At 64.9% G+C, this 21,248-nt stretch carries 23 protein-coding genes; 22 read left to right on the top strand and 1 reads right to left on the bottom strand.

Annotation, left to right across the window (positions count from 1 at the left end):
- The first annotated feature begins 2 nt into the window (after positions 1-2).
- The 19 genes from rpsE to C8K14_RS04160 all read left to right on the top strand — a co-directional run bounded on the left by rpsE (position 3) and on the right by C8K14_RS04160 (position 16,636).
- Entirely contained in the window at positions 3-722 is a 720-nt protein-coding gene (gene rpsE / locus C8K14_RS04245; protein WP_022675046.1) for a 30S ribosomal protein S5, read from the top strand.
- A 6-nt stretch (positions 723-728) separates the two neighbouring features.
- Positions 729-905, top strand: coding sequence for a 50S ribosomal protein L30 (rpmD, locus tag C8K14_RS04240; protein ID WP_022675045.1), 177 nt, complete (start codon positions 729-731; stop codon positions 903-905).
- Positions 906-1,185: 280 nt separating this feature from the next.
- The gene (gene rplO, locus C8K14_RS04235) at positions 1,186-1,665 is read left to right on the top strand and encodes a 50S ribosomal protein L15 (RefSeq protein WP_054130539.1); all 480 of its coding nucleotides are present in this window, start codon (positions 1,186-1,188) and stop codon (positions 1,663-1,665) included.
- A 190-nt stretch (positions 1,666-1,855) separates the two neighbouring features.
- Complete coding sequence (gene secY / locus C8K14_RS04230; protein ID WP_022675043.1) at positions 1,856-3,223, top strand: preprotein translocase subunit SecY; 1,368 nt, start codon at positions 1,856-1,858, stop codon at positions 3,221-3,223.
- Between the two features lie 32 nt (positions 3,224-3,255).
- A complete protein-coding gene (locus C8K14_RS04225; protein ID WP_022675042.1) occupies positions 3,256-3,900 on the top strand; it encodes an adenylate kinase in 645 nt (214 codons plus the stop codon).
- 113 nt (positions 3,901-4,013) lie between these two features.
- Positions 4,014-5,039 carry an SRPBCC domain-containing protein gene (locus C8K14_RS04220; RefSeq protein WP_199223688.1) on the top strand — a complete coding sequence of 342 codons (1,026 nt, stop codon included), beginning with the start codon at positions 4,014-4,016 and terminating at the stop codon, positions 5,037-5,039.
- Between the two features lie 338 nt (positions 5,040-5,377).
- The gene (gene rpsM, locus C8K14_RS04215) at positions 5,378-5,746 is read left to right on the top strand and encodes a 30S ribosomal protein S13 (RefSeq protein ID WP_022675075.1); all 369 of its coding nucleotides are present in this window, start codon (positions 5,378-5,380) and stop codon (positions 5,744-5,746) included.
- A 57-nt stretch (positions 5,747-5,803) separates the two neighbouring features.
- Positions 5,804-6,193 carry a 30S ribosomal protein S11 gene (rpsK, locus tag C8K14_RS04210; protein WP_008065643.1) on the top strand — a complete coding sequence of 130 codons (390 nt, stop codon included), beginning with the start codon at positions 5,804-5,806 and terminating at the stop codon, positions 6,191-6,193.
- 121 nt (positions 6,194-6,314) lie between these two features.
- A complete protein-coding gene (locus C8K14_RS04205) occupies positions 6,315-7,376 on the top strand; it encodes a DNA-directed RNA polymerase subunit alpha (protein WP_022675076.1) in 1,062 nt (353 codons plus the stop codon).
- Between the two features lie 151 nt (positions 7,377-7,527).
- Positions 7,528-7,953, top strand: coding sequence for a 50S ribosomal protein L17 (gene rplQ / locus C8K14_RS04200; RefSeq protein WP_022675077.1), 426 nt, complete (start codon positions 7,528-7,530; stop codon positions 7,951-7,953).
- A gap of 125 nt (positions 7,954-8,078) precedes the next feature.
- Complete coding sequence (locus tag C8K14_RS04195) at positions 8,079-8,531, top strand: RES family NAD+ phosphorylase (protein ID WP_107715829.1); 453 nt, start codon at positions 8,079-8,081, stop codon at positions 8,529-8,531.
- An 80-nt stretch (positions 8,532-8,611) separates the two neighbouring features.
- On the top strand, positions 8,612-10,783 hold the full coding sequence (locus C8K14_RS04190) for a prolyl oligopeptidase family protein (protein ID WP_233250898.1): 2,172 nt from the start codon (positions 8,612-8,614) through the stop codon (positions 10,781-10,783).
- Between the two features lie 64 nt (positions 10,784-10,847).
- Positions 10,848-13,175, top strand: coding sequence for a prolyl oligopeptidase family protein (locus C8K14_RS04185; RefSeq protein ID WP_233250897.1), 2,328 nt, complete (start codon positions 10,848-10,850; stop codon positions 13,173-13,175).
- A 67-nt stretch (positions 13,176-13,242) separates the two neighbouring features.
- Positions 13,243-13,566: a DUF1476 domain-containing protein gene (locus tag C8K14_RS04180; protein WP_022675081.1), complete on the top strand. Its 324-nt coding sequence runs from the start codon at positions 13,243-13,245 to the stop codon at positions 13,564-13,566.
- A complete protein-coding gene (locus C8K14_RS04175; protein ID WP_022675082.1) occupies positions 13,566-13,799 on the top strand; it encodes a BolA/IbaG family iron-sulfur metabolism protein in 234 nt (77 codons plus the stop codon). Before C8K14_RS04180 ends, C8K14_RS04175 begins: the two co-directional genes overlap by 1 nt.
- A gap of 25 nt (positions 13,800-13,824) precedes the next feature.
- Positions 13,825-14,148 (top strand): Grx4 family monothiol glutaredoxin, encoded by a 324-nt coding sequence (gene grxD / locus C8K14_RS04170; protein ID WP_022675083.1) that lies wholly within the window; start codon positions 13,825-13,827, stop codon positions 14,146-14,148.
- Between the two features lie 333 nt (positions 14,149-14,481).
- Positions 14,482-15,303, top strand: a complete 822-nt coding sequence (locus C8K14_RS04165; RefSeq protein ID WP_199223687.1) for an NUDIX domain-containing protein — start codon at positions 14,482-14,484, stop codon at positions 15,301-15,303.
- Between the two features lie 163 nt (positions 15,304-15,466).
- A complete protein-coding gene (locus C8K14_RS22330; RefSeq protein ID WP_133726934.1) occupies positions 15,467-15,730 on the top strand; it encodes a hypothetical protein in 264 nt (87 codons plus the stop codon).
- A gap of 135 nt (positions 15,731-15,865) precedes the next feature.
- Complete coding sequence (locus C8K14_RS04160; protein WP_231627511.1) at positions 15,866-16,636, top strand: sugar transferase; 771 nt, start codon at positions 15,866-15,868, stop codon at positions 16,634-16,636.
- A gap of 121 nt (positions 16,637-16,757) precedes the next feature.
- Here C8K14_RS04160 and C8K14_RS22565 read toward each other — a convergent pair whose 3' ends face one another.
- The gene (locus tag C8K14_RS22565) at positions 16,758-16,904 is read right to left on the bottom strand and encodes a hypothetical protein (protein WP_022675087.1); all 147 of its coding nucleotides are present in this window, start codon (positions 16,902-16,904) and stop codon (positions 16,758-16,760) included.
- A 762-nt stretch (positions 16,905-17,666) separates the two neighbouring features.
- Here C8K14_RS22565 and C8K14_RS04155 point away from each other — a divergent pair.
- The 3 genes from C8K14_RS04155 to C8K14_RS04145 are packed head-to-tail and all read left to right on the top strand — an operon-like array spanning position 17,667 to position 21,149.
- Positions 17,667-18,536, top strand: a complete 870-nt coding sequence (locus tag C8K14_RS04155; RefSeq protein ID WP_107715828.1) for a glycosyltransferase family 2 protein — start codon at positions 17,667-17,669, stop codon at positions 18,534-18,536.
- A gap of 4 nt (positions 18,537-18,540) precedes the next feature.
- Positions 18,541-19,644, top strand: coding sequence for a glycosyltransferase family 1 protein (locus tag C8K14_RS04150; protein WP_107715827.1), 1,104 nt, complete (start codon positions 18,541-18,543; stop codon positions 19,642-19,644).
- 8 nt (positions 19,645-19,652) lie between these two features.
- The gene (locus C8K14_RS04145; protein WP_158271864.1) at positions 19,653-21,149 is read left to right on the top strand and encodes an oligosaccharide flippase family protein; all 1,497 of its coding nucleotides are present in this window, start codon (positions 19,653-19,655) and stop codon (positions 21,147-21,149) included.
- Positions 21,150-21,248: the final 99 nt, after the last annotated feature.

The following is a 21,248-nucleotide window of genomic DNA, read 5'->3' as shown; positions in this document are numbered from 1 at the left end:
TCATGGCTGACGAAACCAACCTGCAGGGCGATGCCGCTGCCCCCGTCGAACAGACCGGTGGCGAGCAGCGCGAAGGTCGCGGTCGCGGTCGTGGCCGTGGCGGCGAGCGTGGCGAACGCGGTGAACGTGGCGGCCGTGGCCGTCGCGACGACCGTCGTGGCCGCAACAACAATGACGAGGACCAGGGTGAAGAGCTGATCGAAAAGCTCGTTCACATCAACCGCGTCTCCAAGACCGTGAAGGGCGGCAAGCGCTTCGGCTTTGCGGCTCTGGTCGTGGTCGGCGATGGCAAGGGTCGCGTTGGCTTCGGTCACGGCAAGGCCCGCGAAGTGCCGGAAGCCATCACCAAGGCCACTGCTTCTGCCAAGAAGAAGATGGTTCGCGTTCCGCTCAAGGAAGGCCGCACCCTTCACCACGACGGCAAGGGCCGTTTCGGTGCAGGCAAGGTCAATGTGCGTTCGGCCCCGGCCGGTACGGGCATCATCGCGGGCGGCCCGATGCGCGCCGTCTTCGAAAGCCTGGGCGTGCACGACGTGGTGACCAAGTCGGTCGGCACTTCGAACCCGTACAACATGATCCGCGCCACCTTCGACGCGCTGCAGGACCAGACTTCGCCGAAGTCTGTTGCCCAGCGTCGCGGCAAGAAGGTCGCTGATCTGCTCGGTCGTGGTGGTGCTTCGCAGGTCGAAGCCGAAGCCGCTGCCGAAGCCATCGCGGAGTAATCGGTCATGGCTACGATCAAGATCAAGCAGATCGGTTCGCCGATTCGTCGCCCGGAACATCAGAAGAAGATTCTGATCGGCCTGGGCTTGGGCAAGATGAACCGCGTGGTTGAAGTGGAAGATACCGCTGAAACCCGTGGCGCCATTGCCAAGCTGCCGCACATGGTGGCCGTGGTCGACTGACCATAGCCCTCTGAGCAGAGCTTTCAGAAAAGCCCCGCGCATCGTCTGGTGCGCGGGGCTTTTCGTTTGGCGTTCCGGGGGAAGGGGCTTCGACAAGCTCAGCCCGAACGGCAATCGCACCAAATTCCCACCCCGTTCGCCCTGAGCCTGTCGAAGGGCGCTAGCGCTAGCGAGCTGCAATCCGATCAAGACTCGTCCTCAGGGGGTGACAAGCTGGCCCCAACCCACTAAGGGCGCCTCTTCCTATCAGCGCGACTCAAAGCGAAAGCGAGTGCATCTCATGAAGCTTAACCAGATTTCCGACAATGGCGGCGCCCGCAAGGGCCGCATGCGCGTGGGCCGTGGCATCGGCTCGGGCAAGGGCAAGACCGCTGGCCGCGGCCAGAAGGGTGCCAAGGCGCGCTCGGGCGTTTCGATCAACGGGTTTGAAGGCGGCCAGATGCCGCTGCACATGCGCATCCCGAAGCGCGGCTTCAACAACATCTTCGCCAAGGACTATGCCGAAGTGAACCTTGGCATGATCCAGAAGTTCATCGACGCTGGCAAGCTCGACGTGTCGGGCGTGGTCGATCACGCCGCGCTCAAGGCTGCTGGTCTTGCCCGTGGCGGCAAGCACGGCGTGCGCCTGCTCGCCAAGGGCGAACTGACCACCAAGGTCAGCTTCAAGGTTGCTGGCGCCTCCAAGGGTGCCGTGGCCGCGGTGGAAAAGCTGGGTGGCGCGGTTGAAGTGGCCGTGACCAAGGCTGCCGCCGAAGCCTGAGACCTTTTAATTATCGCGTAAAACGGGCGCGGGGGTTATTGCATCCCTGCGCCCGTCCTATATGGCCCGTACAGTATTGAACGCACCATATTGACGCGCAGCCCGCCGGGCGAGGCCTGACATATCCGAAAGCGAATTTCGGGATCGGGCGTCGGCCAGAGCGGGCCACAGCAAGGCTTGATACCCGACCATGGCATCCCGCGCCGATAACATCGCCAGCAATCTCAACCTGTCGAACTTCTCGAAGGCGACCGAACTGAAGAACCGCATCTGGTTCACGGTCGGTGCGCTGATCGTGTTCCGCTTCTTGAGCTTCGTGCCGTTGCCCGGCGTGAACCCGCTGATCCTCGAAACGCTCTACAATCAGACGCGCGGCGGGATCCTGGATATCTTCAACGCCTTTTCCGGCGGTTCGCTCCAGCGCATGAGCCTCATCGCTCTGGGCGTGATGCCCTACATCACGGCCTCGATCGTGGTGCAGCTGGCCGCCTCGCTTCACCCCGCGCTCGCCGCCCTCAAGAAGGAAGGCGAAAGCGGCCGCAAGAAGCTCAACCAGTACACCCGCTATGGCGCCGTGTTCCTTACCGCGGTGCAGGGCTATGCCATCGCTACCGGGCTTGAAGCCTATGGTGCGTCGAGCGGCATCCAGGCGGTTGTGCTGCCCGGCTTCCTGTTCCGCGTTACCGCTGTGATCAGCCTGATCGGTGGCACCATGTTCCTGCTGTGGCTGGGTGAACAGATCACCGCGCGCGGCATCGGCAATGGCACCTCGCTGATCATCATGGCCGGTATCGTCGCGCAGATGCCCAAGTTCGTCGGCAACCTGTTCGAACAGGGTCGCTCGGGTCAGCTCAATGGCTTCGTGATTGCGGGCGTGATCGCGCTGATCCTCGGCGTCGTCGTGCTGATCTGCTTCTTCGAACGCGCCACGCGCCGCTTGCTGATCCAGTATCCCAAGCGCGCGACGCAGCGCGGCATGATGGCCGCCGATCGCAGCCACCTGCCGCTCAAGCTCAACACCGCCGGCGTGATCCCGCCGATCTTTGCCAGCTCGCTGCTGCTGCTGCCGCTGACCATTACCCAGTTCGCCGGCAAGTCGATCTCGCCCGATACGACCTCGGGCAAGATCATCATCGGCCTCAACCAGTACCTGGGCCACGGCAAGCCGCTGTATATGCTGCTCTATGCCCTGGGCATCGTGTTCTTCAGCTTTTTCTACACCGCCGTGGTGTTCAACCCGGAAGAAACGGCTGAGAACCTCAAGCGCAATGGCGGCTTCATCCCCGGCATCCGCCCCGGCAAGAACACCGAGAAGTATCTCGACTATGTGCTGACGCGCATCACCGTGCTGGGCGCGGCCTATATCACCTTCGTCTGCGTCATTCCGGAATGGATCATGTCCGAGACAGGGATGGGCACGCTGTTCTTCGGTGGCACCAGCTTGCTGATTGTGGTCAACGTCACGGTTGATACGATCACCCAGATCCAGTCGCACCTGCTGGCGCACCAGTATGGCGACCTGATCAAAAAGGCCAAGCTGAAGGGCCGACTGCGCTGATCGCGCAGGTGTCGAAGAGGGGGACTGCCAAAGTGAATATCATTCTTCTCGGCCCGCCGGGCGCTGGCAAGGGCACCCAGGCCCAACGCCTGGTCGAACGCCATGGCCTCAAGCAGCTTTCCACCGGCGATATGCTGCGCGCCGCCGTCAAGGCCGGCACGCCGGTTGGCCTCAAGGCCAAGGCCGTGATGGAAGCGGGCCAGCTGGTCTCTGACGAGATCGTCTCGGCGCTGATCGGTGACGAACTCGATGCTATGGGCGCCGGTACCGGGGCTATCTTCGATGGTTATCCGCGCACTGCCGCGCAGGCCGAATCGCTTGATGCGATCCTCGCCAGCCGTGGCCGCAAGCTGGATCACGTGATCGAGTTGGATGTGAACGAAGACGCCTTGGTCGAGCGGATTACCGGCCGCTATACCTGCGCCACCTGTGGCAAGGGCTATCACGACACGTTCGAGCAGCCCAAGGTTGCTGGCACCTGCGACAAGTGCGGTGGCCACGAATTCAAGCGCCGTCCTGACGACAACGAGGAAACCGTGCGCACGCGCATGGCCGAGTATCGTGCTAAGACGGCGCCGATTTTGCCGATCTATGAAGCGCGCGGCATCGTGGCGCGCGTGGACGGCATGGCGGACATGGATGCCGTGACCGCCTCGATCGAGGCGATTCTGGCTTAAAGCACCCAGGCTTTCCGACTATCGTGGGAAGCTTGGCAACGTTGCGGCGAAAAGGAGTGTGCCCAGTGCGATCACGGCTTTCAAGCAGGGTCGCGGGGCTGCTTTTCGCCGCCTTGGCGGGCAACGCGGCTTCGGCCGTGCCCGCCAAGGCCGAGATTGTTGCGCGCGATGACAACGGCTTTGTCATTCGCCAGACAGTCGACGTTGGCGCTTCTACAGCCGAGGCCTGGCGCACACTGGTCAAGCCGGCGACCTGGTGGTTGAGCGAGCACACCTTTTCCGGGGAAGCGGCGAACCTGACGCTCGATCCGGTGCCGGGCGGCTGTTTCTGTGAAAAGCTGCCGGCGAGCAAGCAAGGCGGGGCAGGGGCCCTGGCCGGCGGCGTCCAGCACATGCGCGTGGTCTATGTCGAGCCAGGGCGCGCGCTGCGCATGACCGGCGCGCTGGGGCCGTTGCAAAGCGAGGCCGTGCTCGGCTCCATGACGATCACGCTGAAGGCGGGTGATCGCGGTACGCGCATTCTCATCGAATATGTCGTGGGCGGTTACATGCGCTATCGCATGGATCAGATCGCACCGGCGGTCGATCGCATGCTGGGGCAGCAGATCGCCGGCCTGGCCGACAAGCTGGGCGGCGCGCTGGCCGGCGATGGCGCCGTGCCGATCATTACCCCCAAGGCCCCGGCTGACCGTTCTGACAACGGCGACTCGGCGCCGGTCTCGCGCAACGCACCGCAGGGCCCGTCGCTCGACCCCGATGGCGCGCCGGTCAGCAGCCGTCCGCTCGGCACCCTGCGTGGTCTGCCCAGCTTGCCGCCGGGGCCGGCGCGTAGCCGCACGACGGCGCCGGCGGTCTCCGACGATGATGGTTTGGTCGTTTCCGACGACACCCCCGCGCCAGCAGCGGCCAGGGCCCCTTCGGCCAAGCCGGCTGTGGCCAAGGCCGCACCAGGCAAGGCGGCAGCGGCCAAGTCCGCCAAAAAGCCGGCGCCGGCCAGGGCCACTCCGGCCAAGCCCGCGCCCGCCAAGCCCAAGCCTGCGGCCCAGCCAACTGCGGCGCCGCCGCGTGATGAGGCGACCGCGCAAAAGGACGCGCAGGCCGCATTCGACGCTGCCATGGGGCCGGGCAGCGATCACTGACAAGACGTGCCGGCACGGCACGGGCGGGATCACGCCCGCACGCGAATCGTGCTTTGCGACGCGGCGCTTGTGGCGTATAAGGATGGTGTCACCAAAGCTGGTCCCCGTGCTCATGGAGGGCCGCACGTTCACCCGTCTGCGTGGGGAACGTGCCCTTTGTGGTTGACCTTTCCCTGCAAAAAGCTTAAGCGCGCCTTTCACTCGAACGAGAAGGGTCATTTGAAGTCCGGGGCAAGTGCTTGCGCGGGCTGCAATTTGGCGTTTTTCGGTGGGTGTTGTCGCGATGAGATAGGGCGCCAATTTCGATTCGGCGCTCTGTGGAGCAAACGGAGAAACAAGTGGCTCGTATTGCCGGGGTCAATATCCCCACCAACAAGCGCGTGATCGTGGCGCTGACCTACATTCATGGCATTGGCTCGTTCAAGGCCCGCCAGATCGCCGACAAGCTCGGCATCGATCACGCCCGTCGCGTTCAGGATCTGTCGGACGCCGAAGTGCTCCAGATCCGTGAAGCGATCGACGCTGAACACACCGTGGAAGGCGATCTGCGTCGCGAAACCGCGATGAACATCAAGCGCCTGATGGACCTGGCCTGCTACCGTGGCCTGCGCCACCGCAAGGGTCTTCCGGTTCGTGGCCAGCGCACGCACACCAATGCGCGCACCCGCAAGGGCAAGGCCAAGCCGATCGCCGGCAAGAAGAAGTAAGATCAGGCCTTTGAGGCTTTAGATCTTCCCAACGGTTTCTCGACAGGAATTCAGCACATGGCACGCGAACCTCAGCGCATTAAGCGCCGCGAGCGCAAGAACATCACCAGCGGTGTTGCGCACGTTAACGCCAGCTTCAACAACACCATGATCACCATCACCGATGCCCAGGGCAACGCCATTTCGTGGTCGTCTGCCGGCATGATGGGCTTCAAGGGCAGCCGCAAGTCGACCCCGTACGCCGCTCAGGTGGCTGCGGACGACGCCGGCAAGAAGGCCGCCGAACACGGCGTGCGCACCCTTGAAGTGGAAGTGAAGGGTCCGGGTTCGGGCCGCGAAAGCGCCCTGCGCGCTCTGCAGGCGGTGGGTTTCACCATCACTGCGATCCGCGATGTGACCCCGATCCCGCACAACGGCGTGCGTCCTTCCAAGCGCCGTCGCGTCTGACCTGCCTTTTGGCGAGTGGCGCGCGAGGTACCACGCGCGCCACACCCGCCCAATATCTTGACCGGTTGCGGCTTCCTTCTGGCCGACTGCCGGCGCTCTCGAAAAACCCTAGGGGAATTCCATGACTGTCAACATCAAGAACTGGCAGGAACTGAAGAAGCCCAACAATCTCGACATCAAGCCCGGTCACGATCCGAAGCGTCGCGCGACTTTCGTTGCCGAACCGCTTGAGCGTGGCTTTGGTCTTACCCTCGGCAATGCGCTGCGCCGGGTGCTGCTCTCTTCGCTTCAGGGGGCTGCGGTTACGTCGATCAAGATCGAGAACGTGCTGCACGAATTCTCGTCGCTTGCCGGCGTGCGTGAAGACGTCACCGACATCGTGCTCAACGTCAAGCAGATCGCGCTCAAGATGCAGGGCGAAGGCCCCAAGCGTCTTCAGCTTTCCGCGATCGGGCCGGGCGAAGTCAAGGCCGGCGATATCGCCGTGACCGGCGACATTGAGGTGATGAACAAGGATCTGGTGATCTGCCATCTGGATGAAGGCGCGACCTTCAACATGGAACTCACCTGCGACACCGGCAAGGGCTATGTCCCGGCCGTGTCGAACCGCCCGGTGGATGCACCGATCGGTCTGATCCCGGTGGACTCGCTTTACTCGCCCGTGCGTCAGGTGTCCTACAAGGTGGACAACGCCCGCATCGGTCAGGAGCTTGACTACGACAAGCTCAGCCTTTCGGTCGAAACCGATGGCACCGTCACCCCGGAAGACGCCGTGGCTTATGCTGCGCGCATCCTTCAGGACCAGCTGGCGCTGTTCGTCCACTTCGACGATCAGGTGCCGACCGGCCACGTGCCGTCGCTGGCCGGCGTTGCCGCCCATGCGCCGGAAGAAAGCGACGCCAACCAGCTCAACCGCTACCTCCTCAAGAAGGTGGACGAGCTGGAACTGTCGGTGCGTTCGGCCAACTGCCTGAAGAACGACAACATCATCTATATCGGCGACCTGGTCCAGAAGACCGAGGCCGAGATGCTCCGCACGCCGAACTTCGGCCGCAAGTCGCTCAACGAGATCAAGGAAGTGCTCTCGTCGATGGGTCTGCGCCTCGGCATGGACATCCCTGGCTGGCCGCCGGAAAACATTGAGGAAATGGCCAAGAAGCTCGAGCAGGAACTGCTCGGCTGATTGGGTGGGCAGGGCCGGCACGGAACGCTTTTCCGTACCGGCCTGGCCGCAGCACAGCGCTGCAACCTCGCATCAAAGGGAACGGGCTGCCCCTCAAGTCGGCCTGGATCGGGGTACCTCACACGGCCCCCCTACAAACGGAGAATGAGTTATGCGTCATAAGCTGGGCCAGCGTAAGCTGGGTCGTACCTCGTCGCACCGTATTGCGCTGCTGCGCAATCTGGCCGCCGCGCTGATCAAGCACGAGCAGATCACCACCACCACGCCCAAGGCGAAGGAACTGCGTCCCTACGTCGAAAAGCTGATCACGCTGGCCAAGCATGGTGGCCTGTCGAACCGCCGCCTTGCCCACGCCCGTCTGCTTGACGAAGCGCAGGAAAAGAAGCTGTTCGAAGTTCTGGCCGCGCGCTACGCCGACCGTGAAGGTGGCTATACTCGCATCATCAAGGCCGGCTACCGCGCCTCGGACGCTGCCCCGATCGCCGTGATCGAACTGGTGGACCGTGACACGTCGGCCAAGGGCCTCGATTCGGGTCCGGTGCTGACTGCCGACGAAGACGAACTCGAAAACGCCTGATCGGGCGGGGCATCGCGCCCTACCATCGGACGAACCGGATCACGGGCGGGGCCGCAAGGCTCCGCCCGTTTTTCGTGCGTTGTGATAGGCTTGCCCGCCCGCTGGCTCCGGCATAGAACGGCCCCATGATCGTATGGCGTCTGGTCAAGGCCGGGGAACACGCGTTGGACGGGGCAGGAACGCTGCGCTTTGGCGGGCGCTATTGTTCGCCCGGGCACCGCATCGTGCATTTTGCCAGCGAGGCGGGCCTCGCCGTGCTGGTACAGCAACGCTATCTGGCAGAGCCCGCTGAAACTTGTGAAACGCCGTTCGATCTGGGCTGGACCGAGATTGCCGCCATGCCCGAACGCTTGCCGGATGGGCTTGACCGCGCCGCCACGATCGCGTTTGTCGATGCCTGGGCAGGCGCAGCGCGGTCGCTGCTGCTGGCCGTGCGATCGGCCGTGCTGCCAGAGGCCGACGTCATCCTGATGAACGCCGATCATCCCGCAGCAGGCACAGTGCCACCTCTGACAGTGCGGCCGTTCCGCTTTGCCCAGTGCCTGCATCGCCCGCCGATGCTGGGCCGCTATTCCTGATCGTTGCAAAGTCTGTTGCACTGGGGCGATCCTGCGGTAGTTTCTGGCGAAACCACCCCCCGTCTTGTCAGGATATCGCAATGAAGAACCGCTTGTGGCTGGCCATGGCCGCCCCGCTTGCGCTTGCCACCCCGGTTGCGTTTGCCCAGACGCCGCCCACCCTTGCCAAGGACCAGGCCATGCCGTCACTGCCGCCCTATCCCGCCAGCCCGCAAGTGCCGCTGGTGGAGGACCATTTCGGTGAAAAGGTGTCCGATCCCTGGCGCTGGCTGGAAGCCGACGTGCGCACCGATGCCAAGGTGGCGGCCTGGGTCCAGGCGCAAAGCGCCTATACCGCAGCCTATCTCAAGCAGCTGCCCGAACGCGCGGCGCTGGAAAAGCGGATGAAGGCGCTGATCGATTACGAACGGTTTGGCCTGCCGCAGCGCCGTGGCGCTTCGGTCTTCTACAGCTGGAACAGCGGCTTGATGAACCAGTCTCAGCTGCTGGTGCGCCCTGCCGATGCGCCGGTGGGCACCAAGGGGCGCGTGCTGCTCGATCCCAATACCTGGGCCAAGGATGGCGCCACCGCGCTCGATGCCTGGGCGCCATCGGATGACGGGCGCCTGCTGGCCTATTCGGTGCAGGATGGCGGTTCGGATTGGCGGACGGTGAAGTTTGTTGGCGTGGTCGATGGCAAGCCGCTGGCCGACGAACTCAAGTGGGTGAAGTTTTCCAGCCTGGCCTGGCTGGGCAACGATGCGCTGCTCTATTCCCGCTTTGCCGAACCCAAGGCGGGCCAGGCCTTCCAGGCGCTGAACTATAACCAGACTGTGTGGCTCCACCGCCTGGGCACGCCGCAAAGCGCCGATCAGCCGGTGTTCGCGACGCCCGATCTGCCCAAGCGCGGCCACGGCGCCAGCGTTTCGAGCGATGGGCGCTGGGTGGTGATCACCAGCAGCGAGGGCACCGATCCGATCAACACCGTGCACGTTGCGCGCGTCACCAACGGCAAAATCGGCCCGGTTACCGCACTGATCCCCGATCTCAAGGCGCAGTGGGATTTCGTCGATGGCGTGGGCGATCAGCTGTGGTTCGTTTCGGGCGACGGCGCCCCGCTCAAGAAGATCGTGCGGGTCGATCTTTCGGGCAGCACGCCGCGCTTCGATACCGTGGTGCCCGAAAGCAAGGACAACCTCGAATCCGTCGGCATTGCCGGCAACCGCCTGTTCGCCAGCTATATCCACGATGCCAAGAGCCAGGTCCTGGCGTTCGATCTTGATGGCAAGCCGGCCGGTGCAGTCAGCCTGCCCGGCATCGGCAGCGCCTCGGGCCTGAGCGGCCAGGCCGGCGATCGCCATGCCTATCTCTCGTTCAGCAGCTTTACCCAGCCTGCCACGGTGCTGGCGCTCGATCCCGCCACGGCGAAAACCACCCCGTGGGAGCCGGTGCACCTGACCTTCGATCCCGCCGATTTCCGGGTGGAGCAGGTGTTCTATCCCAGCAAGGATGGCACCAAGGTGCCGATGTTCATCGTGCGCCGCAAGGATGCCCAGGGGCCGCTGCCCACGCTGCTCTATGGCTATGGCGGCTTCAATGTGGCGCTTACCCCATGGTTTTCCGCCGGTTTCATTACCTGGATCGACAGCGGCGGCGCCTTTGCCCTGGCCAACCTGCGCGGCGGCGGCGAATATGGCGATGCGTGGCACGATGCCGGCCGGCGCGACAAGAAGCAGAACGTCTTCGACGATTTCATTGCCGCGGGCGAATGGCTGATCGCCAATGGCGTGACGCCGCGCCACGGCCTGGCGATCGAGGGTGGCTCCAACGGTGGCCTGCTGATCGGCGCGGTGACCAACCAGCGGCCCGATCTGTTTGCGGCGGCCAGCCCTGCCGTGGGCGTGATGGACATGCTGCGCTTCGACCAGTTCACCGCCGGGCGCTATTGGGTGGATGACTATGGCTATCCCGAAAAGGAAGCCGATTGGCGCGTGCTGCGCCGCTATTCCCCCTATCACAACGTGCGCTCGGGCGTGGACTATCCCGCCATCCTCGTAACCACGGCCGACACCGACGATCGCGTCGTGCCGGGGCACAGCTTCAAATATACTGCGGCGCTGCAGACCGCCGCGATCGGGCCCAAGCCGCACCTGATCCGCATCGAGACGCGCGCCGGCCATGGTTCGGGCAAGCCGATCGACAAGCAGATCGAGGAAACTGCCGATGTGCAGGCGTTCCTGGCCCATTTCACCGGGCTGACGCCGCGCCCCTGAAGTCTATCTTTGACGGTGCAATCTCTGGCGCCCGCGCTGTGCCGGTGCTAGAGATTCTCGAACAATGACAAGGTTTGGGACAGGATGGCGCAAGGCGCTGCTGGCGGGAACGCTGGCCGGGCTGGTGGCGGGTGGTGGCCAAGCCACCGCCGCCGCTGCGCCTGCCCCTGCGCCCTTGGCCGATGGCGCCGTGGAAGGCGCGGTTGACGTTGTCCGCAGTGAGCATGCCGGCACCTCCAGCCAAACCCCGCTAACCCCCGCCATGGCCCCGGGGGCCAGCCTGATCCTGCCCCGTGAACTCTATCCCCTGGCGCGGCGCGACGCGGTGGTCGACAAGCCGTTTGGCCAGGCCGTGGCCGATCCGTGGCGCTGGCTCGAAGCCGATCTGCGCACCAGCCCGGAGGTGGCAGACTGGGTGGCGCGCGAAAGCCGCCTGAGCGGCGCGTTCCTCAAGGCTTTGCCGGGCCGCGCCGATTTTGCCGCGCGCATCCGCAGCTTGCTCGATTATCCGCGCGTGTCCTTGCCGCGCAAGGCAGGGCACAGCTACTTCTACTTGCGCAACACCGGCCTGCAGAACCAGTCTCTGCTCTATGTGCAGGACGGCGAGCGCGGCACGCCGCGCCTGCTGATCGATCCCAATGGCTGGTCGGGCGATGGGACAGAAGCGCTGGACCTGTGGGTGCCTTCGCGCAGCGGGCGCTTTCTGGCGTTCGGCCGCCAGCGCGATGGCAGTGATTGGCGCACGCTGGGCGTGGTCGACGCGCGCAATGGCCACATGCTCGATGATCGCCTGGAGTGGGCCAACGATACGCTGATCGGGTGGCTGGGCGACGAGGGCTTCCTCTATTCGCGCTATCCCGCGCCGGCCCAGGGGCAGGCCTATCGCGCGGTGCTGGCGGGCAAGGCGGTGTGGTTTCACCGCGTGGGCACGCCGCAAGCGGCCGATGAACTGATCTTTGCCACGCCCGATCATCCCGAATGGGGGCACAAGGCCTTTGTCACCTCGGACGGCCGCTGGGCGGTCATCACCACCGAGGCCAGCACCGATGCCCGGCGCATGGTGCACCTGGTCGATCTGCGCGGCGATGGCTGGCGCCGCGGCGATTGGCGCGTGCTGCCGCTCGTTACCGATTTCGCTCATGAATGGAAGCCGATCGAGGGGCTGGGCGATCGGTTGTGGTTCATCACCAATTCCGGTGCGCCCAATGGCATGGTCGCCGAACTTGATCTGACCGGCGCCGCGCCGCGCTGGCGGGTGATTGTGCCCGAACGCAGCCAGAGCCTGTCCGGCGGCAATGTGGTGGGGGACCGGTTGATCCTGTCCTATCAGCACGATGGCGCCACCACCGCCGTGGTCACCGATCTGCGCGGCAAGCCGGCGCGGGCGATCACACTCAATGGCATCGGCGTCGCGTCGGGCTTTGCCGGGCGGCCGGGTGACAACGAGACGTTCTACCAGTTTTCCAGCTTCAACCTGCCGCCCACGATCTTTCGCCTTAATCTGAAAACCGGGCAGGCGACACCGTTTGCCCAGCCGCGCCTGGCGTTCGATCCGGCAGACTATGTGGTGGAACAGCGCCGCTATCGCTCCAAGGATGGCACGATGGTGCCGCTCTATCTGGTGCGCAGCCGCCGCGCCGCCGTGGCGGGCCAGGCGCTGCCCACGCTGCTCTATGGCTATGGCGGGTTCGATGTCGCTCTCACGCCGGGGTGGTCGCCGGTGCGTATGGCGTGGATTGCCGCCGGTGGCGCCTTTGCCCTCGCCAATATTCGCGGCGGCGGCGAATTTGGCGAGGCCTGGCACGATGGCGGCCGGCTCGGGGCCAAGCAGAACAGCTTCGACGATTTTATCGCGGCGGGCGAATATCTTATCGCCCAGGGCATCACGCCCAAGGGTGGCCTGGCAATCCAGGGCAGCTCGAACGGCGGCCTGCTGGTGGGCGCGGTGGTCAATCAGCGGCCCGATCTGTTTGCCGCGGCCAACCCCGATGTCGGGGTGATGGACATGCTGCGCTTTGACCAGTTCACGGCCGGCCGGTTCTGGATGGATGACTATGGCAATCCTGGCCGTGCTGCCGATTGGCAGGTGCTGCGCGCCTATTCGCCCTATCACAATATTCGCGAGGGCGTGCGCTATCCCGCTATCCTGGTGACCACGGCCGATACCGATGATCGCGTCGTGCCCGCGCACAGCTTCAAATATGCCGCCGCGCTGCAGGCGGCCGATATCGGCCCGCTGCCGCATCTGTTGCGGGTGGAGCAGGGCGCGGGCCATGGCGGCGGCAAGAGCGTGGACAAGGTGATCGCTGGCGGCGCCGATGTGCTGGCGTTCCTGGCGGCCTATACCGGCTTGTCACCCCAACCGCTGGTGCCATCGCCGCCGGCGCCATAGGTTCCCCTTGCAGGGCGGGCAGTGGCTGACTATCCGCAAAGGTGGGACCACAACGGGATCGACCACAATGACCATGTTCGATGATCGCGAGCGCGCGTTCGAAGCCAAGTTCGCCCACGACGAGGAAATGCTGTTCCGCGTGCATGCCCGTCGCAACCGTTTGCTGGGGCAGTGGGCTGCCGAGCGCATGAAGCTGACCCAGGCCGAGGCGGAAGCCTATGCCAAGTCCGTGGTTCATACCGATTTCGAGGAAGCCGGTGACGAAGACGTGGTGCGCAAGCTGCTGGGCGATCTGATCGCTGCTGGCGTCGATGTCAGCGAGGAAGAAATCCGCACCGCACTCGATGCCAAGGCCGTTGACGCGCGCCGCCAGCTGATGGGCGAAGTCTGATGGCGATGGCCGCTGCCGAGATTGAAGCGATGATCCGCGCCGCTCTGCCCGATGCAGACGTGACCATCACTGATCTCGCTGGGGATGGCGATCACTATGCCGCCCATGTCGTTTCGCCCGCCTTTGCCGGGATGAGCCGTGTGGCGCAGCACAAGGCGGTCTATGCCGCACTCGGTGGCCGCATGGGCGGCGTGCTTCATGCCTTGCAACTGACCACCGCTGCCCCCAAATAAGGGGCCGAAAGGAATTCATCCCACCATGTCTACCGAGCAGCGCATCGACGAAATCGTCAAGGGCAACGACGTTGTCCTGTTCATGAAGGGTACGCCGCTGTTCCCGCAATGCGGCTTTTCCAGCCGTGCCGTGGCGATCCTCGAACACCTCGGCGTGGAATATGCCAGCGTCGATGTCTTGCAGGACATGGAAATCCGCCAGGGCATTAAGTCCTATTCCGATTGGCCCACGATTCCCCAGCTCTATGTGAAGGGTGAGTTCGTTGGCGGTTCGGACATCATGATGGAAATGTACGAAGCGGGCGAACTGGCCCAACTGATGGAAGAGGCCGAGGTAAAGCCGGCCTGAAGGTGCCGCTCCCGGCATGCGATGGCCGGGGCGCAACCTGCTGAACAACGCGGTTTCCCGATCGGGAGGCCGCGTTTTTTCGTTGTATCATGCGGTGTTGGGAACCCCGGGGGAGGCGGAGCCGGGGAGACTTGGGGTGTCCGGCTCCGCCTCTCGAAGAAAGAAGTCTTCGGGGTATGCAAAACAAAGCACAGACCGTGCCAGTTTCCGGAAGGGCCATCTTTCAGGGGATGCCCGCGGCCCTCGCACGACGACGCGCCGGCCAATTGTAATATATGCCGACGGTTCTTGCGGGCACTTGGCAAGGCTCACCAGCAACCGCATGGTGGCACGATGTCCGATCCGCACCATGCCTCTGAACCGACCGACACAGCCCTGGGAGAACCAGCCGCCACGCTGATCGTGTTTCGCAAGGGCGTGGCAGGCGCGCCGGCGCAGATCCTGCTGGTGGAGCGTTCGGCCCAGTTGCGTTTTGCCGGCGGCGCCACGGTGTTTCCCGGTGGCAAGGTGGATGCGGCCGATCATGCCTTGGTCGCGCAAGGGCCTGGCTGGGCATCCGGGCTGGATGCAGATGATGCCGCCGCGCGCGTGGCCGCCGTGCGTGAAACGCTGGAAGAAACCGGATTGCTCGTGGGCCTGGCGCCTGCCCGGCCGGATGCCGCCGCGCTCGATGCGTCGGGCGCGCAGCAGGCCCGGGCGATCTTGGCGCAGGCTGGGAGCATGGCGCCAGTGCTGGCGCACTTTGGCTGGCAGCTGGATCCCGCCGCCCTGGTGCCATGGGCGCGCTGGTGGCCGCGAGGGAAGCCGGGGCGCGTGTTCGACACGCGGTTCTATCTGGCTGACCTTGGCAGTGGCATGGTCGACCTTGCGGTGGATCGTACCGAAAACTGCCATCTGTTCTGGGCCAGCGCGGCAGAGGCGCTGGCCGCCGCCGCGCGGGGTGACCTTCGCGTCATCTTTCCCACCCGGCGCAATCTTGAACGCCTGGCCCTGTTCGACGATTTCGCCACGGCCAGCCAGCATGCCGCGGCCCATCCCGTGGTGCCGATCGTGCCGCAAACCGTTATGCGCGATGGGGAGCCGTGGCTGGCCATTCCCGATGGCCATGGCTATCCCGTGCTGGGGGAACCCTTGGCCGAGGCGCACCGCGCCTGACTGGCGCCCGGCGCACTTGCATCCACATTCGAGAATATCCGGCGGCGTCAAATCGCCAAATCGGATAAGGGCATTTCCTGAGGGCAATACGTATACCCCCCGATGCCCCGGCGCAGGCGGCAGTAATCTGGCGGGCGTAAAACCTAGGTGGAGGTAATCCCCCATGCCCGTTTTACAGCCGCGTCATAGCATCCTGCCCGATCCGCCACCGGCCGATGATGCCCCGGTGCCACGGCTCGTGTCCGGTGAGGAAGATCCTGTTTTTTCACCCGTTCATGCGTTGCAGCAAGAACTGTTGCCGCTGGCGCAGGGCAATGCTCAGGCAGCGGGCACGCTTTATCCGCTGTGGCTGCGGGTGGCGATCATTGGTGGCTCTTCGGCGTTCGCCTGGGCACTGATTATCTGGGGCATGTTGCGCCTTCACTAGGTGATTCGCCGTCGCTGCGTCAGCTAACGAACCATCTCGGCTGTATCGCTCGCTGACGGCATCTGCGGGCTGTTCCTATCATCCCTGCCATGGACGCCGGATATGCGGCGTCGCCCGGTGTGGGGACCAGCTCAGGTGAATCATCAACACAATGTCGCTGCGCGACCCGAGGGTGTCCGCAATTCCGCCGGCACCTGGCATGGGCCGGCGCTTGCTTTCACCCCCGATCTTTCCGCGGCGCCGCGTGCAGCGCTGGCGCGCTGGCGCCACCCTGCGTCCGATCCGCGTATCGCGCGAGCAGAGGCGTGGACGCGCGCGATCGACGTGATCATGGCCTTTGGCGCACTTGTCGTGTTTCTTCCGCTCATGCTCGCCATCGCCGCGCTGGTGCGGTTTTCGGATGGCGGCCCGGTGTTGTTCCGTCATCGCCGGGTGGGAGCAGGGGGGCGTCACTTCGCCTGCCTCAAGTTTCGCTCGATGTGCGTGGATGCCGATGCGCGGCTGCGCCATGTCCTGGAAACCGATCCTGCCGCGCGTTCCGAATGGGAAGCGACGCACAAACTGCAAAACGATCCCCGGATCACGGCGGTTGGGCGGCTGCTGCGCAAGAGCAGCCTGGATGAACTGCCCCAGCTCATCAACGTTCTGCGTGGGGATATGAGCCTGGTGGGGCCGCGGCCGATCGTTGATGCCGAAGTCGTGCGCTATGGGCGCCATTTTGCCGCCTATTGCGCGGTGCGGCCGGGGGTAACCGGCCTGTGGCAGGTGGCGCGCCGCCACGATACCACCTATCGCCGCCGCGTGGCCTGTGACCGGCTCTATCGCCGGGCCCGCTCGTTGCGGCTCTATTTCCGCATCCTGATCCTGACAGTGCCGAGCGTAATTCTGGCGCGCGGCGCGTATTGACGGATTGGGCAAGCTGATCGTTTAATGGAAAACGCAAACGGGAGAAGCGCCTGCTGGTGCTTCTCCCGTCACGCGTAAGTAAACGACAGCAACCAAGAACGCTTGGTGAATTATGTTCTGATCAAAAGATGATCAGCGCCAGCCCGATCCAGAAAACCTGGCTCAACGCCAAGCCGATCAGCAGTCCCTTGGCGGCGGCGGTGCCTTCGCCAGCAGGGGCATCATGGAACGAGACGAAACCATCTTCGCGGAAAGACTGAGTAGACATCCTGCAACCCTTTTAACCAGTGTTCTTGGCCTTGGCGGCAGCAACCGCTGTTACCAAATTCAAACGCGTTTCAGGGCCAGCTTGTTCCCGCTTCGCTCCTGTTGACACGGCCGTTGATAAGGGCGTTTTTCCCGTCCCGCCTGACCGTCCTGCATAGGCTTTTCATAGCAGCGATTGGTTGTAAACCCGTGAATACCACCGTTTTTACACACGATTGCAGCGCAACAGGTCCGCTGTTGCGTCGCACGGGGCGGCCGTAGGTATGATGGCTTTGGTTCTTGCTGCGCTGCACCCGGTCTGCGTTGCACTGCAACGTTGATGATGGTTTGACAGCGCAGCCAAGGCGGATGGCGTGCGCGCGTGCCGACACGTCGGCTTTGCTGTCGTTAAACTGAAACAAAAACAGCGGTCTGACGGGAGGCTCGGAGGGTTGTTGAGATCGCATCAGTTGCGCTGGGCCGAGGCACAGGTGCGACCGGCTGCAAAACTCCGCGCCGTAACGCCGGTGGTATCGATTTTGCCGGTGCGAAGATGCCGAAATGGCACCATGGCGTGGCAAACCCGTAGCAGGCGAAGAGCCGATTTCTTGCACTGCAAAAATGCAATTTTTTCGATGAATTGCGCCGACGTGGCGATTTTGCCCGGCTCCCGCCCCACAATCGACGCGGCTTAGTCTCTCGGTAACGGAGCCAACGCGCGTGGACCGTCTGCATCGCGGTCTTACGACGTAGGGGAAATCCACCAGGGGGACCGCGTCAGAGCATGCTGCGAATCCATGTTGCCATCGCCACCGTTGGCCGCGCCAGCCTGGCGCGCCAGACGATCGATCTTCTTGCCGGGCAATCGCGGCAGCCCGATGGCGTAATCGTCGTCGGCGCGGCGCCAACCGATCTTGCCGGTATCGCGGATAGCCCGCTGACGCCCGAACTGGCCGTGGCCGAACGTGGCCTGTGCCGCCAGCGCAACCACGCGCTCGATTTGCTCGCAGGCCGGGCCGACGTGGTGATCTTCTTCGATGATGATTTCGTAGCCGCGCCCGATTACCTGGCGGCGGTCGAACGCCTGTTTCTCGCCCACCCCGATGTGGCTGGGATTACCGGCAATCTGGTAGGCGATGGTGTGCGCCACGGCGGCTATAGCATTGCCCAGGCCCAGGCGATGATCGCCGCGCATACCCTGCTGCTCGATCCGGCGATCATCCCGCGCGAGGCTCTCTATGGCTGCAACATGGCGCTACGCATGGCCCATGTCGGCAATCTGCGCTTTGACGAGGCACTGCCGCTGTATGGCTGGCAGGAGGACATCGATTTCACCATGCGCCTGTCCCGGCACGGGCGGCTGGTATCCACCGGGCTGGTTTCGGGCGTGCACCTGGGGGTGAAGGGCGGGCGCACCTCGGGCCGGCGCCTGGGCTATTCGCAGGTGGCCAACATCGTCTACCTGCGCCGCAAGGGCACCATGCCCGGCCCGCTCGGGCGCAAGCTGCTGTGGCGCAATGTCCTGGCCAACCTGCTGCGTGCGCCGTTTCCCGAGCCCCATGTCGATCGCTGGGGACGCCTGCGCGGCAATGCCCTGGCGCTGGCGGACCTGTGGCGCGGGCGGATTGATCCGCGCAAGATCGAAAGCATGTGATCCGGTGCGAACGATCGCATTCAATGGCAAGTTTCGCGCCGGCAAGCACAATGGGGTGTGGCGCGTTTCGGATCGGCTGATCCGCGAGGTGGACAGCCTGCTGGCCGCCATGTCCTCCGCTGCCCGCCCCGATGTGCGGCTGATCGTGCCCGCCGGGTGCCCGGCGGCCGATCCCTATGAGGCCATCCGGGTGGAGGAAGACGTGCATGGCCCCAGCCAAAGCTGGGAGCAGCGCCGCCTGCCGGCGCTGGCGCGGGGCAGCCTGCTGGTCAACCTCGCCAACCTGGCGCCGGTGCTGCATCGGCCCAAGGTTACCATGCTGCACGATGCGCAGTTCTGCCGGCCAGACTGTTCCTATCCCTGGCGCCAGCGCATGGGCTATCGCCTCTTGGCGCCGCTCATGGCCCGGTCCAGCAACCTGGTGCTCACCGTGTCTGACTATTCGCGCCGCGATCTGGCCGGATATGGCGTGATCGGCGCCGGGCGCGTGGAAATCGTCCACAACGGCGCTGATCATATCCTTGAGGTCGCGCCCGATCTTGCGGCCCTGCCGCGCCTGGGCCTGGCGCCGGGCGAATACCTGCTGATGTTCGGCAGCGTAAAGGCCTACAAGAACAATGCCGTGGTATTCGAAGCCGTCGAACTGGCCAATGCCGCGCATCGTGCCGGGCAGGGTTGGCCACCGCGCCGGCTGGTCATCGTTGGGCCTGGCCGCGATGTCTTGCTGGCGGCGGGCCTGCGCCCCCCCGCTGATGCCGTATTCGCTGGGGGCTGCGACGATGCGGCGTTGCGCGCGCTGTATGAAGGCGCCCAGGCGCTGCTTTTCCCCTCGCGGACAGAGGGGTTTGGCCTGCCGCCGGTTGAGGCCATGTTGTGCCGCTGCCCGGTCATTGCCGCGCCCTGTGGCGCCGTGCCCGAAGTGTGCGGCGCGGCGGCCTTGATGGCCGATCCCGATGATCCCACGGCCTGGCTGGATCAGATCGCCGCGTTGGAACAGGCCGACACGCGCGCCACGATGGTGGCGGCCGGGCTGGCCCGTGCTGGCCGTTATACCTGGGCAGGCGCGGGGCGCACGTTGCTCGATCTGTTGATCGCCTGCGCGGCATGAGGCCGGCGATGAACGAGGCTTTTTCTCCCCCCGTCCACCGCGGCCTGCCTATGCGGATCGCGGCGTGGTGGCGCGGGGGCAGCTTCACGGCGGTGATTGCCATGGCCGCGCGGGCAAGCAGCCAGTTGGCGCTGCTCGGCGTAACGCTGGTGGCCACGCGCACCCTGGCACCGGCCGATTTCGGCGTGTTCGCGATTGCCGCTGCGTTCCTCACGCTCTCGCGTACCATGCTCTACACCGGGCCGTTCGAATACGTGCTCAAGGCGCCCGAGGCAGACAGCGCCACCGTCGCCAGCGCGGGCCTTGTCGCCAACGTCATCGTCGCGCTGGGCTGGGTACTCCTGCTGTGCGGCTGCGGCTTGGGCGCGCCGTTCGTGTTTCGCGGTTCGGGCGTGGCCCTGCTGCTGTTCTGCCTTGCCCCGTCCAACCTGCTGGCGGCTCTGGCCGGCTGGGAAGAGGCCATGCTGCTGCGCGGCCAGCAGGTGCGCCGCTATTACGCGATTACCGTGATCACGGAAATTGCCGCTGGCCTGGGCGCTGCCGTCTTGCTGCTGATGGGTTGGGGCCTGTGGGCGCTGGTGGCGCAGGTCTATGCCCGGCTGGCGATCTTCATCGTCGCCTATCGTGCCGTTCTGGTGCTTCCCCGCCTGGCCAGGCCTTCCGCGCAGGAAACCTGGCGCGTGCTGGCGTGGTCTTGGAGCCGGTATAGTTCTGTCATGGTCGGTTTCCTGGCCAACTACAGCGGAGACCTGCTGCTGGGCGCGGTGTTTTCGCCGGCGGCCTCGGGCCTTTATCGCGCCGGGAATCGCGTGGTTTCCGCGCTCGCCGATATGTTCGTGCAGCCGGCCGGGCTGCTGGTCACCACCGGCCTTGCGGCAGAGCGGGCGCGGGGCAGGGCAGGCGATGGCAGCTGGTTGCGGCTGTCTGGGCTGTTCGGCGCGCTGTGCTGGCCGGCGCTGGCAGGGCTTGCCGTTGTCGCTGACGAGATTGCCCCGGTCATGCTGGGGCCGGCCTGGGCCGGTGCAGGGCCGATCATCGCGGTGTTCTGCGTGGCGCGCATGGCGGCCTTGCCGATTGCGGTGGCCTCGGCCGTGCTGGTGATCGAGGATCGGCAGCATCGGGTGCTGTGGGTACAGTCCGTGGCGGCGGTTGCCACGGCCATGCTCACGCTGGCGCTGGCCAGCCACGGTCCGATCGCGGCGGCCCTGGCCACCACGCTGGTCGCGCTGGGCTGGGCGCTAGCCCTGGGCGTGGCGGCCTGGCAGGCGCGAGCCGTGGCTGGTACGGCACTGGGCGATCTGGCGCGGCTGGTGCTGTGGCCCACGCTCGCCACGCTCGGCCTAGCCTGGGGCGCGCGCCTAGTGGCGCTGCACTGGCACCTCAACCCCGGGCAGACCCTGGCCGTGGTCATTCCCATTGGTCTTGCTGGCTGGGCGCTCTCGCTCCATGCGGTGCGGCGGCCCCTGCGCGCTGGCCTCGCCGCGCTTTCTGACCGCCAAGCCTGAGGCGACGAAGGCAAAATTCGAATGCCCGGATCGCTTATTTGAGAACATGCTGGCGTTTGCACAAGCAGAACAGCTGGACCCCGGATCAAGTCCGGGGTG

This window comes from Novosphingobium sp. GV079, assembly GCF_003058045.1.
GTDB classification, from domain to species: domain Bacteria; phylum Pseudomonadota; class Alphaproteobacteria; order Sphingomonadales; family Sphingomonadaceae; genus Novosphingobium; species Novosphingobium capsulatum.
Note: the sequence above shows the minus strand (reverse complement) of the source record. Positions and strands in the feature narration are given on the sequence as shown.